Below are 14,572 nucleotides of genomic sequence, written 5' to 3'. Positions count from 1 at the left end.
GTCATCGCTTCTTAAACGGGGTTGTAAAAAACTCATCAACCTTTTGGTTAAACTCATCCCGGTGCTCAATCAGTGTACCGTGGCCTGAGTTGGGCACTATCCATAAATAAGCATTGGGAATGTTTTGTGCAATAAGTACCGTATGCTGCGTGGGTATCAGATCATGATCGCCACCGATGATCAGTGAGGGGCATTTAATTGCTTTTAACTCCGCAAGCTTAATATTGGGTTGAAACCAATCGAGCAGAAATACCTTCCAGTCGTTTTTTTCTTTGGCAGTTTTAAATACCGTATTCTTTTTGGCTTCGTAATCCTTTTGTTCCTGTTTCCAGTACGAGGGGATAAGCCCGGTAGAATCGGGCCATAAATTGGCGCCGGTAGCAGCCAGTTTAATTACTTTATCAGGATGGCGCATGGCCAGTTCAAGCGCGTTAATACCCCCATCGCTCCAGCCAATAACATAGGCCGAATCAACATGCATCGCATCCAGCAAACCTGCAAAATCATCGGCCATCATTTCAAAACTTAAAGAATCACGACTATCTTTTGATTTGCCATGCGCCCGGCTATCCACAGCAATAACCTTATATTTTTTGGCAAAATAGGGGATGGTACCGGCAAAATTACCCATACTGCCCCCGTTGCCATGTATCAGCAGTAGTGGTTTACCGCTGCCGTAAACTTCGGTATACAGTTTTATGCCACGTACATCATAGTATTTCCCTGCCGCGGTGTTATCACCATAGGGTGTTTTTACCTGGGCATTGCTTGCAGAAAATATTCCTAATAAGCAGGCAAATAATAGGTAGCGTGATTTTTGAATTTTCATTAGCGTAAATTGTTTTTTAAAGGTAATGAAGCTATCATGAGCCGTATTACTCATTCCGGTTTGTGAACATTTAGTTCATGATAGTTTCATAAAGGTTAAAATAAGAGTTGTAATCGGCACATACAATGATGGCGCCGACCCCGTAAATGTATGATTACTTGAAATATATTAATAACCGAAAGTATAAAAAGCTGTGCTAACACGTTAAGTAATATTACCTTTGCCATATTAATTTAAATACTTTTAAACTAAACACGTAAAACAATACTCTAATAATGTAATTAAAAAGAAATGTTTTACTACCTATACCAATATAATATTCATGCCTGCCATTTACCTAAAAAGTAATTATATAGCTTTTATTCTGTTTTTTATAGCTGGCTTGTTTTGCATTAATAGCTCTTTTGCACAGGATGCTACCAGCCACAGCACGTTTAAATTTAAAACGGTAATTGTTGATGCCGGGCACGGCGGTAAAGACCCGGGCGCGCATGGTGCTTATTCTAAAGAAAAAAATGTGGCACTCAGCATTGCCAAAAAGCTGCGCGATTTGATTAACGACGAAATGAGCGGCGTTAAGGTAGTAATGACTCGCAGTACCGATGTTTTTGTAGAGCTGCATAAACGCGCCGACATTGCCAATGACAATCATGGCAACCTGTTTATATCCATTCATTGCAACTCATCGCCTCAAAAACGCAGTACCGAGCGGGGAACCCTGCTGCTGGTTTATGGTTTTCACCGCAGCCAGGAACAGCGCGAAGCCCTGCGCGAAAACGCCTCTATATATATTGAAAAGGATTACAAGGATAAATATAATGGTTACGGCAGCGATGCGGTGGTAAATACCATTGTGCTGAATGCCTTTCAGCAAAAGTACCGTAAGCAGAGCATTCAGTTTGGCGACCTGGTTGATCATGAATTTAAAAAAACGGATGGCCGTCGCAGCCATGGGGTAAAGGAGCAGGGGGTATTGGTACTGGCACAAAGTGGTATGCCCGCTGTATTGGTTGAAACCGGTTTTATCAATAATGCATCTGACGAGGAATATCTAAATTCAAGCTCGGGCCAAACTGAAATAGCCAGGTCTATTTTAAGAGCACTGAAACAATACCGAGATAACCTGGAGGGCAGATAAGTTAAATATTGGTATCGTTTAAACAAAAAAGCCAGACCTTTATGGTCCGGCTTTTTTGTTTAAAATGGAATGTGTTTTATTGCTTCACTTTCACATACTTCAATGCGTTGCTGCCAGAAGTAACCGTAAGTGTATCCTGGCTTGCGCTTATTTTGTACGGAAGCTTGTTAAAAAGGGTTTGGTTTACAGGCGTACCGCTACTATTAGGATCTAAGGAACTTAATTGCTGATTCAAATTAACATAAAGTACAGTGCCGCTGGTATTATACGTTGCTTTGTAAAGTGTGCTGGTTGCACTGGTAGTTAAAGGAGTGGCATAAACATCGGTTTGAAAGGTTGCAAACTGTCCTTCATAAAAAGAAACGGTTTGTACGCTATCGCCCTTTGGGGCCCGGTGTATAGTCATTTTCCATGCGCCTAACAGGTTGGTATCGTCTGTAGCATCAGGGAGTTCGCTACTTTTAGTACATGATTGTAGCACAGTGATCAATCCTAATGAAATAACCAGCATTACTGCTTTTGTATAATAATTGTTGATGTTCATAGTAACTTTTTAAGTTTACAAATTTTTAGTTTTTTAGTTAATTATCGCAAACTTAACGTTGCTACGCGTAAAAAGTTTTCATAAAGAGTAATTTTTATTGTCGTTTTATGAACATTATCGTGCTTTTTGGATACTGTACGCAGTCATATAAGTTGTACCGGAAGTGGTAAGCCGTTAATTTTTATCAAAGCTGTAAAAAACACTAACTTAGTATAAGCTTTAACCCCAATTACTATGGAATCTTTTGTAGTAACCGTTAATAATATAGATTACCAGGTGGGTCTTCATTCATCATTCCCCAAATTGTTTGATGTTTATAATGAAAAGATCAATTATACCATCGGAAAAACAGATGCCGGTAACTGGGTTTATATTAAGCATGAGCCATCGTCGGCTGTTATACCGCTGGAGCAGATTGGGATGGCTATTGATGAGCATTTTGCCGATGAATAGTAAAGTAGCGGAGCAAACCGGCCTGTTCTGCCCCTGCACTGAAAAGGGGATATGAAAATAGATCTGTCATGCTGAACGCAGTGAAGCATCTATTGTTGAACTTTTCAATTGCAGAATAGATCCTTCGTTCCTCAGGATGACAAAAAAATATAATCTTTAAGCTTGTGCAGAAAGGGGCTGAGTCAATTATGAGTTATCTCCTTATTGATATGTATCGACATAAAGTCCACTAAAATGGTAGAGTTTTGTCATTAAATTTCAATAAAAAGATGTTTAAACATTTATTTTAAAAAAGATCAATTCAAATATATACTTTTGGTACATAAACAAAAGAAATTTAAAAAGAATTAACACAATGAAAAAGATCTTTATCCTGTTAGCCTCAGCATTTTTGTACACGGCTGCATCGGCACAAACAACCTGGACGGTTGACAAAAATCACTCAAACGTTAAATTTACTGTTACTCACTTGCTGGTAAATGATGTTGACGGTACTTTTAAAAACTACGATGCTACTATAGTTGCTGCAAAACCCGATTTTAGCGATGCTAAAGTTTCTTTTACTGTACAAACAGCTTCTTTAAGTACCGAAAACGAGAATCGCGATAAACACCTTTCAAGTGCCGATTTTTTTGACGTGGCCAATAAGCCAACACTTACCTTCACCAGCACAGGTATCACTAAAACATCTGATAAACATTACGCGCTGAAAGGTAACCTTACTTTAGCAGGTGTTACCAAACCGGTAACTTTTGATTTATGGTACCGTGGTACTATCACCAACCCAATGAGTAAAGCCGATGATGCAGGTTTCCAGTTAACCGGTGTTATCAAACGTTCTGACTTTAATTTCGGTAGTAAATTTGGCGCTGCTATGTTAAGCGACGAAGTAACTATTAAAGCTAACGGCGAATTCGCTAAAGCAAAATAATTTTTTGGAGTAAGGATTCCTGGAACAAGGAGCAAGGACTAACTCAGGGAGGTTTTTTGCATTGTTTCGATGATAGAATAAGGATTTTTGGAGCAAGGAACAAAGACCGATTAAAAAGGGTGTTTGGTATTGTTTCAAAGATCCTTGTTTTTTGAGCTTGGTTTTTTGGAGAAAGCAGCAAGGACTTGCTTACGAAGGTTTTTGCATTGTTTCAAGAATCCTTGTTCTTTGCTCCCAATAGCTTTGTTCAAAAAAAGTCCTTGTTCCCAAAATCTTTGTTTCAGGAAAAAATCATTGTTCATTGCTCCAAAATCTTTGGTCTAAAAAATCAGATGTCCTCATCGGCCAATAATTGTTTCAGCGTATCAAACCAAAGCTGGTTTTTGGTGCCGAAAAAGCTATTGTCTATCATGAGGTATATGGTATGGTGTCCGTCGGCAACTTTATAACGAAGTCGTAGTGGCTGCCAAAATGTACCATTGTTTTTGATGAGGGAACGTTTGTACACATCATCAAAGCCCAGGTAAACCTGTTCCAACTGATTTAAGGGAATATCTAAGTAGTTGTACCCATCAATAACCAGGGTACCCGGGGTTAATATAATTTCGCCTTCGCGATGGTGTGGGGGCGGAGTGAGCGCAAAAAGCCCTCCAGCCGCGTCAATTAATGTGCATGCTGCAATTTCATGATCATAGCTCCACATTGCCTTCCCTATTTGTAAAATTTGCATCGTTTAAATTTCGACATTATAATTGATAACTGCAACCATGGCATTTTGTGTATAAGCTAATCAAAATTTTAGCCAAAAATTGCTTGGTGTTGACAACTCTCTCTCTCAATTCACGCAATGTCATTAAGTTAAGCGATTTTGCAAACCCCATCGGGGTTAAAGTCTTGTAGAAAAAGGTCGGTTCAAATTCAGTGCCGTAGGTACTGTACTCAGGTTGCATACCTACGGCATGCTAAATGCTTGTTGTTTATTTTCTACAAAGCTTTTACTCCTACGAAGTATTCTTAAATAATGACATTGCTATTTCGTTGGAAAGGTGGGACAAAACATATTTCCTGAAACCAAAATAAGAACCCTTGCTCTCCTCGCCGTTGTTGGTGACAACACCAGCATTGGCGAGGGTTTTCCAAACTCAAACAAGAATCCTTACCCGTTGTTCCAAAAAAATCTGTTCTAAAGGTACTTGCTCTTTGTTCCAAAAATCCTTGTTCCAAAAATCATTATCTTTGATCTGAAGAACTATTTTTCGCAGTATTGATAATATGGCTACAGAAGTTAAGTGCCCCAGTTGTGGTTTTGGTTTCCCTATAGAGGAAGTGATGGCAGAGGAGTATAAGAAGGAGCTTAGGCTTAAAATGCAGGATTATACCCGCCAAAAAGAGGAGGAATACCGTAAAAAAGACGAAGAATTTTTAACCAAGGAGCGCCAGCAAAAGGAAGCTTTTGAGCTGCGGCTAATTGACGAAAAAAAACAGCTGCAACTGGCTATGGAGCAAAATCTGCGTAAATCCATTAGTCAGGATTACGAGAATCAGTTGCTGATGCTCCAAACATCGGCTCAGGAAACCGAAGAAAAGCTAAAACTCTCGCGCCAGAAAGAGCTGGAATTTATGCAGCGCGAAAAACAGCTGCAGCAAAAAGAAGAAGAAATGGAATTGGCCCTGCAGCGCAAACTGCAGGAACAGCGTAACGAGCTGAGCGAACAGATTCGTAAGCAGGAAAACGAACGCTACAGTATAAAAGATACCGAATACCAGCTGAAGGTAAAGGAGCTCGAAAAACAGCTCGACGATCAGAAAAAATTGGCCGAAGAGATGAAACGCAAGGCCGAACAAGGCTCTATGCAGCTACAGGGCGAGGCGCAGGAGCTGATCCTGGAAGAATTGCTGCGTAATTATTTCCCGTTTGATATGATCAGTGAGGTAGGGAAAGGCGTGCGCGGGGCCGATTGTATCCAAACGGTGCGCAACCAGTTTGGGCAGGAATGCGGACGGATTATTTATGAAAGTAAACGCACAGCCACTTTCGGTGCCGATTGGATCGAGAAGCTGAAAAAAGATATGCGTAGCATAGGTGTGGATGTTGCCGTTATTGTTACCCAGTGCTACCCGAAAGGGATGGACTGCTTTGGCGAAAAAGATGGGGTTTGGATCTGTAGTTTTGATGAAGTGAAAGCCGTATCCTACATCCTGCGCGACGGGGTGATCAAATTATCCAATCAGGCCCGCTCGCAAGACAATAAAGGCGATAAAATGCACCTGCTGTATGATTATTTAACCAGCAGCGAGTTTTCTGAACAATGGAAAGCCATCCGCGAAGGCTATATGAGCATGCGCCTGTCGATACAAAAAGAACGCGACGCGATGGAAAAAATGTGGAAGTCGCGCGAGAAACAGCTGGATAAGGTATTGTTGAACGCCGCCCACATCAAAGGTAGCGTAGAAGGCATTGCCGGCAGCGATTCCATACAACTGAGCCTCACCGATGATGAAGATGCCTTGCTGCTGGAATAGGCGGGACCAATTAGTGAGTTAGTGATTTTTTCTGAACCTTGATTTATCGATCATTGTTTTTAACGGCACTCAAGAGCGCTACGCCGTTTATAGGATGCCGGGATTACCTTGATTTCGATTGAAGTTTATGTCAAGGCTTTGTGCGAACGAAGTTGGGCAAATAATTGCAGCCCTGGTTCTACCCGCTTTTCGGGGTAAAGGCTATGAGCGCAAAGAAGCATTTCTGATGACTTGATTTATTCGCTGTTGTTGCTTTTTTTGGTGCTCATTATCTCGCTACGCTCGGTCTTGGTTACTTTGTATTAATACAAAGTAACAGCCTCAGCGGCAATTGAGCGCTCTAAAATTTGCATTATTCTCCCTGTATAGTATAGAGATTATTAATGTTTTGTTTGTTTTATAGGTATTAATGAGCTCCCTCCGGTCGGTTGTCTTCGTACCTCACAATGAGGTGTAGAGAGATGAACCCAGCAGAAAAGCTTTGTTATCCTCCCAAATTTTCGTTATATTTGTATACACCACAGCCCGGTTTCCGATCAAAAGGAAACCGGGCTGTTTAGTTAAAGGGAAAAACAAGATCAAGAATCGATAGTTTTTGATTTAGTTATTTGAAAATCAATAATTTAATACTTTTTAAAGCTTCAAAAATGCCTCAAAACCATGTTGAAATTTGTTAAAAAGTGTTAAAATGAGGTTTTTTGATCAATTTTTAGCCCATTTTACCCCGTTTTTGGGCAGAAATTTGTTAAAATTTAAGGTTTAAAAAGTTTTAATTATCCCCCCGGATCGACATACTGTTCATTTTAAAATATACCCATATCAGCATTTTTTGAACCTGAACTTTTTTATAGATTAGATGCTTTATTCATGACGATATATTAGTCTGTATAAGAGTTAATTAGCTAATTAAAATGCCCCTGCAAAATGAATAATGACCTGATACTGGAAACTATATCCGTTACCAAAAACTTTTTTGGCAATAAATCTTCCGGTGTTAACAACATAACCATATTTATACCCAAAGGTAAAGTTACCGCCATTGTAGGCGAAAGTGGCAGCGGTAAAACCACCCTGCTCAATTTGCTGTACGGCCATTTGCAACCCGATCATGGGGAGGTATTTTTTAAGGAAGAGCAGGTTTTAAGCCGGGAACATGGATTGCAGCACGCCCACAAGGTAATGCGCCTGGTTACCCAAAACGGAATTGATATGGATGCGCAATTATCTGTTTGGGACACGGTAAGTGCCGGACTGCAAGAGGAAGATAAAAGCCTTACTATACAAAAAGTGACTGAAGCTTTGAATATGCTTCATATTTATCAACTCAAAGAACAGCCCTTCGGTAAATTAAGCGGCGGCGAAAAACAGCGGGTAACCATTGCCAAGGCCCTGATCAGTCGTCCGGAAGTATTATTGCTGGATGAGCCCTTCAACCAGGTTGATGCTACTTATCGGGAAGGTTTACAGCACGATATCCGCTACATAGTGCAAGCCTGGGGAGTTACGGTGGTGCTGGTATCGCATGACCCTGCCGAAATACTGTCCATGGCTGATGAACTGATCGTATTGAAAGAGGGGGAGATTGTAGAGAACGGTAGTCCGGAGCAATTGTATCATTCGCCTAAGTTACTATATACCTCGCAGATACTGGCTAGTTGCAGTCAGCTTACATCAACCCAGGCCAAGGTTTGCGGTATCAAAAGCAGGCGCGGAGTAGTGGTTATCTATGCCGAACACGTCAGGATAGGTGGTTTGGGCAGTAAATGGCTGGTGACGCAGGTATTGTTCAAAGGTTTTTATGAGGAGCTAATTATTGAACGCGAGGGCGTTATCCTGCGGGTAACCAATTACGATAGGGGCAAATATCCCAAAGGGAGTAAGGTTAGTATCAATATCAATAAGTACTTTGAATTTGGGAAATGGGAGGGGTAAAAGAGAAGCAAGAAATAAGAATCAGGAATCAAGAGGGGGTATTAGATCACCTCATTTGTTTTTTCTTGACTCTTGATTCTTATTTCTTGACTCTCTCAGTTTATGCCAGTTCCAACTTAGCCTGTTTCTCTTTGCGGTATTTGCTGAGGTTGATGAGCAATACGCTGCCCAGGATGATCACCAAGCCAACTACCTGTAAAAGTGTTATGCTTTCGTGCGCAAACACCACCCCGAGTATAACCGCTATAACAGGGTTTACATAAGCATAAGTACTTACCTGCGTTGCAGGGCGAACCTGCAAAAGCCATACATAAGCGCTAAACGCGGCTATTGAACCAAAAATTATCAGGTAAAGTAGAGCCAGCCAGCTATGGCTTGGAATGTTTTGCCATTGCAGGTTTTGCACTTCGTGATTTAAAAAGCTCGATGGTAAAAATATAAAACCAGCGGCCAGCATCTGCCAGGCAGTATTTACCGAAGCCGATCCCTGTGTGTTATGATATTTGGAATACAATGATCCCGACGCCCATGACATGGCACCTATGAGTAATAATAACATTCCCGGCAATTTGGCAAGCCCGGTGGAAGAATCAAACAAGCCGCGTATTTGCTCGCTGAATAATAAAATAACACCGGCAAAGCCTATGATTAAACCAACAATGGTAGATGTGCTTTTGAAATTTACACGCCAGTTTTGTTTGTCGAACAGTACAAACCAAATAGGTGCCGATGATACCATAATGGCCACCATGGCGCTGGGGAGTGTTTGTTCAACCCAGATCACGGCGCCGTTACCTATTACCAGCAGTAAAAAGCCGGTAACAGCAGCGTGAACAATATTGCGTTTAATAAAGATTTGTTCGCCTTTAATTTTACACCAGGTTAATAGCAAAACGCCGGCAGTAAGAAATCGAAGGGCGCCTAACAGCAACGGTGGAAACCCATCGACAGCCATTTTTATAAAAAAGTACGTCGAGCCCCAAACAATATAAACTGTTGCAAAGGCGATGATAACCATTAATGGTGATGCGGATTTTTGAGGTGTTAAGGCCATGATGATATTTATTTTTCGGGTATAACTAACTGTTGTTCTTCTTTTACTGTTTCCAGCACTATGGTGGTGCGAGTACTGATGATGTTGGGTATTTTGCTAAACTGGTTACGCATAATGCTCATCAATGAAGCAGAATCGTAAGTGCGAACCTTTACCAGGCAGCAATCATCGCCAGCCACATGATGCACTTCTTGTACTTCGGGTATTTTGGCAAGCTCCAGCGTCGCGCCGCTATAACCTGGTCCGTCGGCTGCTTTCATAAATACAAAGGCCAGCAGTTTTTGCTGTAAGGCAGCTGGATTAATACGGGTAGTATATTGTTGGATCACGTTTTTTTGCTCCAGCTTTTTCACCCGCTCCAGCACGCCCGATGGCGCCATGCCCAATTCGCGGGCCATATCGGCATTTGATATTCGGGCATTTTCCTGCATCAGGCGTAAAATGTGCAGGTCTGTTTTATCTAAAATTATTTCTGTTTCACTGTTCATTCTGTAATGTTATATAATTTATGAATTAAATTCAATATAATAATTAAAAAATGAATTTAATTCGACAAAAGTATCTATTTAGTGTTTAAACGTGTATTTTGACCGTTCAAATGTGAATTACACTTAAAGTGTCTGCTAAAAGTTTAGCTTAAACGGATTTAATAGCGGGTAAACATGAGCGTATCCGACTTTTATTTTGAAAAACATCGAATAAATAAGCAATTGTATTTTGTTATTTTATTCAAAATTATGCTGTTGAAGCTGGGTATTAAACCCGAAACTTGCGGTATGTAGTAGTGATAATTTATTGAAGAAGAAAGGGGCTGGAATCATGGAATTCGGGATGCCCATAAAAAACAAACACCCATCATTGTTGAGTGACGGGTGCAAGTACGATAAGGTTAAGGTATTTTACTATTTTGTAGCCAGCAGTTTTAGCAACTTATCAGGTTTTGTTTCATCAAAAGCTGTTTTTACATACTTGTAGCCACTTTTGGTGGTTGCAGTAAGTAGTTTGGCTTTATTCCCTTCTTCGTCTAAAACATAGGCTGTACCATTGTCATTGATCCAGTCAAAAAGCACATCTCTTGTGGTAATTCCGCGATTTTGAGTGTAGTCGTCTATCCACACTAATGAGTTAATAGCCAGGTAAGGATTATCATACTCACCAATCGTGCTGTTCACTCCGGTTATTTGTAAGGGCATCGTTAAATAATATCAGGGTTTGATTTATTAAAACTCTGAAATATATGATCACGAGTCAATCCGTGAAAACACCGTATTTTTGCGTGTTGTAACACGGTGTTTTCACCGAAGGTTTTATCGAGTAGCTAATAATATTTAGCTATTATATTTTGATGCCTTTGTCTTTTTTTTAACCAGGTTTAGATGCGTTTAGGTATATCTTTGATAATAGGGGCCATTAAAAGTATGTCCCGGCCCGGTAAGAAATAGCGTCGGATTTGCCTATGCCTTTTTTCGCAATTCAATAACGGTAACTTCCGGCCATATGCCCAATCGGCCCGAGAATGCCAGGAAGCCAAAACCACGGTTTACATACAAATACCGGTCTTTTTCGTTTGCAAGGCCTGCCCAATCCAGATAGCGGTATTTTACAGGGCTCCATCTAAATCCCGGAATTTCGACACCAAACTGCGCTCCGTGGGTATGACCGGAAAGGGTGAGGTGAATATTGGTTTCGTTATATCTAACCTGTTCTTCCCAATGCGTTGGGTCATGAGACAATAATATCTTGAAAGCATCTTTGGGTACACCTCGCAGCGCTTTGTTCAGATCGCCGATCTGTATAAAACCGCGCCCCCAGTTTTGTATGCCAATGAGCGATATTTTTTGACCATCTTTTTCGATGGTTACATTCTCGTCCAATAGCAGGCGATAACCTAGCGTATGGTGATGTTGTTTTAATTTATCCAGATTGGCAGCTTTCGCCTGCTCACTATCCCAGTGGATATAATCGCCATAATCGTGATTTCCCAGTATCGAAAATTGGCCGTACGGCGCCTTGATCTGGCTAAAACGGTCAATGTAAGGTTCAATTTCAAAGGCAGCATTATTAACCAGATCGCCGGTAAAAACAAATAAGTCGCTTTTTTGAGCTTTGGCCATATCAATACCCCGCTGCATGGCTTCGGTATTGTCAAAACTACCAGAGTGGATGTCTGATAGCTGGGTTATCGTAAAGCCATTAAAAGCATCCGGCAGATCGTCAAAGTAAAGCGTGGTGCGGTGAAGTTTATAGTCATATTTACCCTTAAACATGGCATAAAACATAGACGAGAAGGGGATTGCGGCAACCAGCACGGCTATTTCACTGATAAATTTACGACGGGCAGGGAATGCAGGTTCACGACCAGAACGGCTGGCAAGGTTAAACAGGCCAATAATAAACCGCCCCAGATCGCCCAGGGATAAAACTATAACAAATACAAGCTTGGTTATAAAGAATGTGAGAAACAAACTCAGTATCCACTCATGAAAGGGGCGCATACCGTTGGCCGTGCTAAAACTGCCAAAACCGATGAGGAATAAAGCGACAACACCAACTGCAATGAACAGGTAGCCAAACAGCATAATGTTACGCCATAGCGGCGATTGCCAATCGGAGCTTAGTGTTTTAAGGCCGGAAAAAATATACCAATCGAACAACAAACTGATGGCCGAAATAATAAGAAATACTTTTAAGAAACCGCTGCCGTGCATATAAATAGGTATAAGCCTGCAATTTAAAAAAAGAAGTGGATTGGAATCAAGAATTAAGGGCCAAAGTATTAGAATCAAAAAGCAAAAGCCAAGAATCAATACAATGACATTACCAAAAACTAATATTTTTTTCTTGACTCCTGATCCTTGTCTCTTGAATCTAACTCAGTATTTTAGCCTTAATTAAACAGCATAATGAAATTATATTATCTACTATTGGCCGGCCTGTCGATGGCCTTGCACGCCAACGCCCAGCAAATTAAAACTGACACTGTATTTTTTGAGGATTTTAATGAACAAAGTCTCAACAGGAGCAAATGGAATGTGGAGGTTACCGGCCATACCGTAAATGACGAACAACAAGCTTATGTTGATTCGGCTGCTACTATATACATGGTAAAAGGGAAGGATGCGGAGGGAGCGGTGAACGGAGCATTAGTGCTTAAAGCCTTGTACAAACCCGGTTTTACCAGCAAGGAGCAAAAAAAGTATGATTTTATATCGGGCCGGATAAATACACGAAGCAAAATGGAATTTACCTATGGTACTGCTTCGGCACGGATGAAAATGACCGCCGGCGCCGGCTTATGGCCTGCATTTTGGGCATTGGGTAATGGTAAATGGCCCGATTGCGGTGAGATAGATATGATGGAAACCGTGGGAGATTCCAGTTGGGTGAGCCATGCCTTACACGGTCCCAACTATTTTGGTAATACGCCGTTGGCTTATCGGGCACATTTTGAGGGTGGTACAGATGTTACGCAATGGCATATTTATTCTGTTGACTGGAGTCCATCCAGCCTGGTGTTTAAAGTTGACGGTAAAGTAACTTATACTGTGACTAAATCTATGGTCGAAAAATATGGCCGCTGGGCTTTTGATAACAAAAAGTTCATCATCCTTAATTTTGCTTTGGGTGGAGGATATCCGGGCGGATATAATAAGGTTACCAAACCCTATTATGGGATGTCTGCAAGTACCGTTGACAAGATAAAAGCTGGCCAGGCCAAAGTATTTGTTGATTGGGTGCTGGTTACCACGGGTAAGGAGTAATTTGTTGTTAAAAATTGTTAAAGAAGGGTAACAAAGTTGCAGCAAACATAATACATGCCTTGGATGGAACGTTTGAGTTATAAAATGCAAAAAATGTAAAATTGTCATCAAATTATGGCTCTAATTTTACTTTTTTTAAACATTGCCTAAATAGCAATTGCATATTTTTGAATATCAAACATCAACATCAAACATCTACTATTATGGCCATATTAACAATTCAGATCCCCGACAACGAAGTACATACTTTATCAAGTATAGTTGAACAAGTAGCAGGCAGCGTAATAAAAATTAACGCCGACGAAGATATACACACCAATGAGTGTTTACAAAAAGAAGATTTTTTTATCCAAAATAAACTGGCTAAATCGGTACATAAAAATTATCTATGGAACGATTAAACACCCATATTTTAATATAAATTTTAAAAGTTAATACACCATAAAAAGGAGAAGCCCGGCTATCAAGCCGGGCTTCTCCTTTTTATACATATATCATTAGTTTCTGTAAATAACACGTTCATGAACTACATCATGATCATGGCGGTGCCTTCTTCTTTCACGATATTCAGCCGAACAACTGGTAAAGGCCATTGCCGCTAATATAAGCAGCGCTATAGACCTGGATATGGAAGTTTTCATAATACTTACGTTTTAAATAGGTGTTATAAAATCAACACTCCCAATCTGTAAATGTTTAAATATCAGGCTTTAGTCATACTAATGTTACTTGGTGAGTATTGGTTCATATACGACGTTTGAACAGCCGGGTTACAAAAATGAGCAGGAGACCAAGTGCTAAAAAAACAATTAATAGTACTACAGAATTAATAAGCACCCGGCCATATCCCAGTTTAACCACATCAATAAAAGGGTATGGATAAGACCGCGTTATTGCTCCGCGGCTAAGTGTATATATGAGGTATATAAATGGGAACAAAAGCCAGTTTACCGACTGTGTCCACTTTAGCTTTGTCTTCTGTGTAAAAAACAACCAGTAAATAACAAATAATAATGGATTTACAGAGTGCAGTAGCTCATCGGCCAACTTAAATAAACCGGCGGGGTGCCATAGGCTGCGCAGTATGATATTGTATACCAGACCAACTATGATGATATACAGACAGATACCAGCTATAACATACCCTCTTGAAAAAAAAATGTACAGCGTGTTTGATGGTTGTAATAATAAGGCCCACAAACAAACACCAGCCAGCAGATTACTTTGAATAGTGAAAAAACTAAGTATTTGTATAATAGCACCTGCCCAGCTATGACCTGTTTGTATATAAGCTGGTACCGATATACTAAACTGTAAGATCAATGCAAACCATACAACTAATCCTGCACCTGCTGCGTAAATGCTTGCAGGTTTACCGGCTTGGTATTGGGTGGCGGTTTGCTCCAT

The 14,572-nt window shown here is 40.5% G+C and carries 16 protein-coding genes; 7 read left to right on the top strand and 9 right to left on the bottom strand.

Features of this window, described 5'->3' with window-relative positions; all coding sequences use genetic code 11:
- Position 1 precedes the first annotated feature (1 nt).
- Entirely contained in the window at positions 2-829 is an 828-nt protein-coding gene (locus tag ACTJKG_RS27365; RefSeq protein WP_440740992.1) for an alpha/beta fold hydrolase, read from the bottom strand.
- 322 nt (positions 830-1,151) lie between these two features.
- Here ACTJKG_RS27365 and ACTJKG_RS27360 point away from each other — a divergent pair, with 322 nt between their 5' ends.
- Positions 1,152-1,967, top strand: coding sequence for an N-acetylmuramoyl-L-alanine amidase family protein (locus ACTJKG_RS27360; protein WP_172336643.1), 816 nt, complete (start codon positions 1,152-1,154; stop codon positions 1,965-1,967).
- A 76-nt stretch (positions 1,968-2,043) separates the two neighbouring features.
- Here the strand turns inward: ACTJKG_RS27360 and ACTJKG_RS27355 are convergent, their stop codons facing one another.
- Positions 2,044-2,511, bottom strand: coding sequence for a hypothetical protein (locus tag ACTJKG_RS27355; protein WP_172336644.1), 468 nt, complete (start codon positions 2,509-2,511; stop codon positions 2,044-2,046).
- A 234-nt stretch (positions 2,512-2,745) separates the two neighbouring features.
- Between ACTJKG_RS27355 and ACTJKG_RS27350 the strand changes: the two genes are divergently transcribed.
- Together ACTJKG_RS27350 and ACTJKG_RS27345 are read left to right on the top strand one after the other, a co-directional pair.
- Positions 2,746-2,964, top strand: a complete 219-nt coding sequence (locus tag ACTJKG_RS27350; protein ID WP_172336645.1) for a hypothetical protein — start codon at positions 2,746-2,748, stop codon at positions 2,962-2,964.
- Positions 2,965-3,319: 355 nt separating this feature from the next.
- Positions 3,320-3,895 carry a YceI family protein gene (locus ACTJKG_RS27345; RefSeq protein WP_172336646.1) on the top strand — a complete coding sequence of 192 codons (576 nt, stop codon included), beginning with the start codon at positions 3,320-3,322 and terminating at the stop codon, positions 3,893-3,895.
- Positions 3,896-4,223: 328 nt separating this feature from the next.
- Here ACTJKG_RS27345 and ACTJKG_RS27340 read toward each other — a convergent pair whose 3' ends face one another.
- Positions 4,224-4,625: a hypothetical protein gene (locus ACTJKG_RS27340; RefSeq protein ID WP_172336647.1), complete on the bottom strand. Its 402-nt coding sequence runs from the start codon at positions 4,623-4,625 to the stop codon at positions 4,224-4,226.
- A 542-nt stretch (positions 4,626-5,167) separates the two neighbouring features.
- Between ACTJKG_RS27340 and ACTJKG_RS27335 the strand changes: the two genes are divergently transcribed.
- Together ACTJKG_RS27335 and ACTJKG_RS27330 are read left to right on the top strand one after the other, a co-directional pair.
- Complete coding sequence (locus ACTJKG_RS27335; RefSeq protein WP_440740991.1) at positions 5,168-6,418, top strand: DUF2130 domain-containing protein; 1,251 nt, start codon at positions 5,168-5,170, stop codon at positions 6,416-6,418.
- A gap of 924 nt (positions 6,419-7,342) precedes the next feature.
- Entirely contained in the window at positions 7,343-8,350 is a 1,008-nt protein-coding gene (locus tag ACTJKG_RS27330) for an ABC transporter ATP-binding protein (RefSeq protein ID WP_440740990.1), read from the top strand.
- 100 nt (positions 8,351-8,450) lie between these two features.
- On the opposite strand, the gene ACTJKG_RS27325 is transcribed toward ACTJKG_RS27330, so the two are convergent.
- The 4 genes from ACTJKG_RS27325 to ACTJKG_RS27310 form a co-directional block, all read right to left on the bottom strand.
- A complete protein-coding gene (locus ACTJKG_RS27325; protein ID WP_216650627.1) occupies positions 8,451-9,404 on the bottom strand; it encodes an EamA family transporter in 954 nt (317 codons plus the stop codon).
- 8 nt (positions 9,405-9,412) lie between these two features.
- A complete protein-coding gene (locus ACTJKG_RS27320) occupies positions 9,413-9,892 on the bottom strand; it encodes an Lrp/AsnC family transcriptional regulator (RefSeq protein ID WP_440740989.1) in 480 nt (159 codons plus the stop codon).
- A gap of 414 nt (positions 9,893-10,306) precedes the next feature.
- Positions 10,307-10,597 (bottom strand): DUF3892 domain-containing protein, encoded by a 291-nt coding sequence (locus tag ACTJKG_RS27315; protein WP_090466287.1) that lies wholly within the window; start codon positions 10,595-10,597, stop codon positions 10,307-10,309.
- 261 nt (positions 10,598-10,858) lie between these two features.
- Positions 10,859-12,112 carry a metallophosphoesterase gene (locus ACTJKG_RS27310; RefSeq protein ID WP_172336651.1) on the bottom strand — a complete coding sequence of 418 codons (1,254 nt, stop codon included), beginning with the start codon at positions 12,110-12,112 and terminating at the stop codon, positions 10,859-10,861.
- Between the two features lie 195 nt (positions 12,113-12,307).
- Here ACTJKG_RS27310 and ACTJKG_RS27305 point away from each other — a divergent pair, with 195 nt between their 5' ends.
- Both ACTJKG_RS27305 and ACTJKG_RS27300 read left to right on the top strand, forming a co-directional pair.
- On the top strand, positions 12,308-13,165 hold the full coding sequence (locus ACTJKG_RS27305) for a glycoside hydrolase family 16 protein (protein WP_172336652.1): 858 nt from the start codon (positions 12,308-12,310) through the stop codon (positions 13,163-13,165).
- 203 nt (positions 13,166-13,368) lie between these two features.
- Positions 13,369-13,566 carry a hypothetical protein gene (locus ACTJKG_RS27300; protein ID WP_090466280.1) on the top strand — a complete coding sequence of 66 codons (198 nt, stop codon included), beginning with the start codon at positions 13,369-13,371 and terminating at the stop codon, positions 13,564-13,566.
- A 96-nt stretch (positions 13,567-13,662) separates the two neighbouring features.
- On the opposite strand, the gene ACTJKG_RS27295 is transcribed toward ACTJKG_RS27300, so the two are convergent.
- A complete protein-coding gene (locus ACTJKG_RS27295) occupies positions 13,663-13,806 on the bottom strand; it encodes a hypothetical protein (protein WP_440740988.1) in 144 nt (47 codons plus the stop codon).
- Positions 13,807-13,909: 103 nt separating this feature from the next.
- On the bottom strand, positions 13,910-14,572 hold the full coding sequence (locus ACTJKG_RS27290) for a Pr6Pr family membrane protein (protein ID WP_172336654.1): 663 nt from the start codon (positions 14,570-14,572) through the stop codon (positions 13,910-13,912).

Source organism: Mucilaginibacter sp. 22184, assembly GCF_052045695.1.
Classification (GTDB): domain Bacteria; phylum Bacteroidota; class Bacteroidia; order Sphingobacteriales; family Sphingobacteriaceae; genus Mucilaginibacter.
This window is presented reverse-complemented; position numbering and strand designations above follow the sequence as displayed.

Excerpts from the sequence above, each read along its gene's own strand:
- ACTJKG_RS27340 (WP_172336647.1), bottom strand. The coding sequence starts at position 4,625 with ATGCAAATTTTACAAATAGGGAAGGCAATGTGGAGCTATGATCATGAA.
- ACTJKG_RS27325 (WP_216650627.1), bottom strand. The coding sequence starts at position 9,404 with ATGGCCTTAACACCTCAAAAATCCGCATCACCATTAATGGTTATCATC.
- ACTJKG_RS27295 (WP_440740988.1), bottom strand. The coding sequence starts at position 13,806 with ATGAAAACTTCCATATCCAGGTCTATAGCGCTGCTTATATTAGCGGCA.
- ACTJKG_RS27305 (WP_172336652.1), top strand. The coding sequence starts at position 12,308 with ATGAAATTATATTATCTACTATTGGCCGGCCTGTCGATGGCCTTGCAC.
- ACTJKG_RS27320 (WP_440740989.1), bottom strand. The coding sequence starts at position 9,892 with ATGAACAGTGAAACAGAAATAATTTTAGATAAAACAGACCTGCACATT.
- ACTJKG_RS27315 (WP_090466287.1), bottom strand. The coding sequence starts at position 10,597 with ATGCCCTTACAAATAACCGGAGTGAACAGCACGATTGGTGAGTATGAT.
- ACTJKG_RS27345 (WP_172336646.1), top strand. The coding sequence starts at position 3,320 with ATGAAAAAGATCTTTATCCTGTTAGCCTCAGCATTTTTGTACACGGCT.
- ACTJKG_RS27310 (WP_172336651.1), bottom strand. The coding sequence starts at position 12,112 with ATGCACGGCAGCGGTTTCTTAAAAGTATTTCTTATTATTTCGGCCATC.
- ACTJKG_RS27290 (WP_172336654.1), bottom strand. The coding sequence starts at position 14,572 with ATGGAGCAAACCGCCACCCAATACCAAGCCGGTAAACCTGCAAGCATT.
- ACTJKG_RS27350 (WP_172336645.1), top strand. The coding sequence starts at position 2,746 with ATGGAATCTTTTGTAGTAACCGTTAATAATATAGATTACCAGGTGGGT.
- ACTJKG_RS27335 (WP_440740991.1), top strand. The coding sequence starts at position 5,168 with ATGGCTACAGAAGTTAAGTGCCCCAGTTGTGGTTTTGGTTTCCCTATA.
- ACTJKG_RS27300 (WP_090466280.1), top strand. The coding sequence starts at position 13,369 with ATGGCCATATTAACAATTCAGATCCCCGACAACGAAGTACATACTTTA.
- ACTJKG_RS27355 (WP_172336644.1), bottom strand. The coding sequence starts at position 2,511 with ATGAACATCAACAATTATTATACAAAAGCAGTAATGCTGGTTATTTCA.
- ACTJKG_RS27330 (WP_440740990.1), top strand. The coding sequence starts at position 7,343 with ATGAATAATGACCTGATACTGGAAACTATATCCGTTACCAAAAACTTT.
- ACTJKG_RS27365 (WP_440740992.1), bottom strand. The coding sequence starts at position 829 with ATGAAAATTCAAAAATCACGCTACCTATTATTTGCCTGCTTATTAGGA.
- ACTJKG_RS27360 (WP_172336643.1), top strand. The coding sequence starts at position 1,152 with ATGCCTGCCATTTACCTAAAAAGTAATTATATAGCTTTTATTCTGTTT.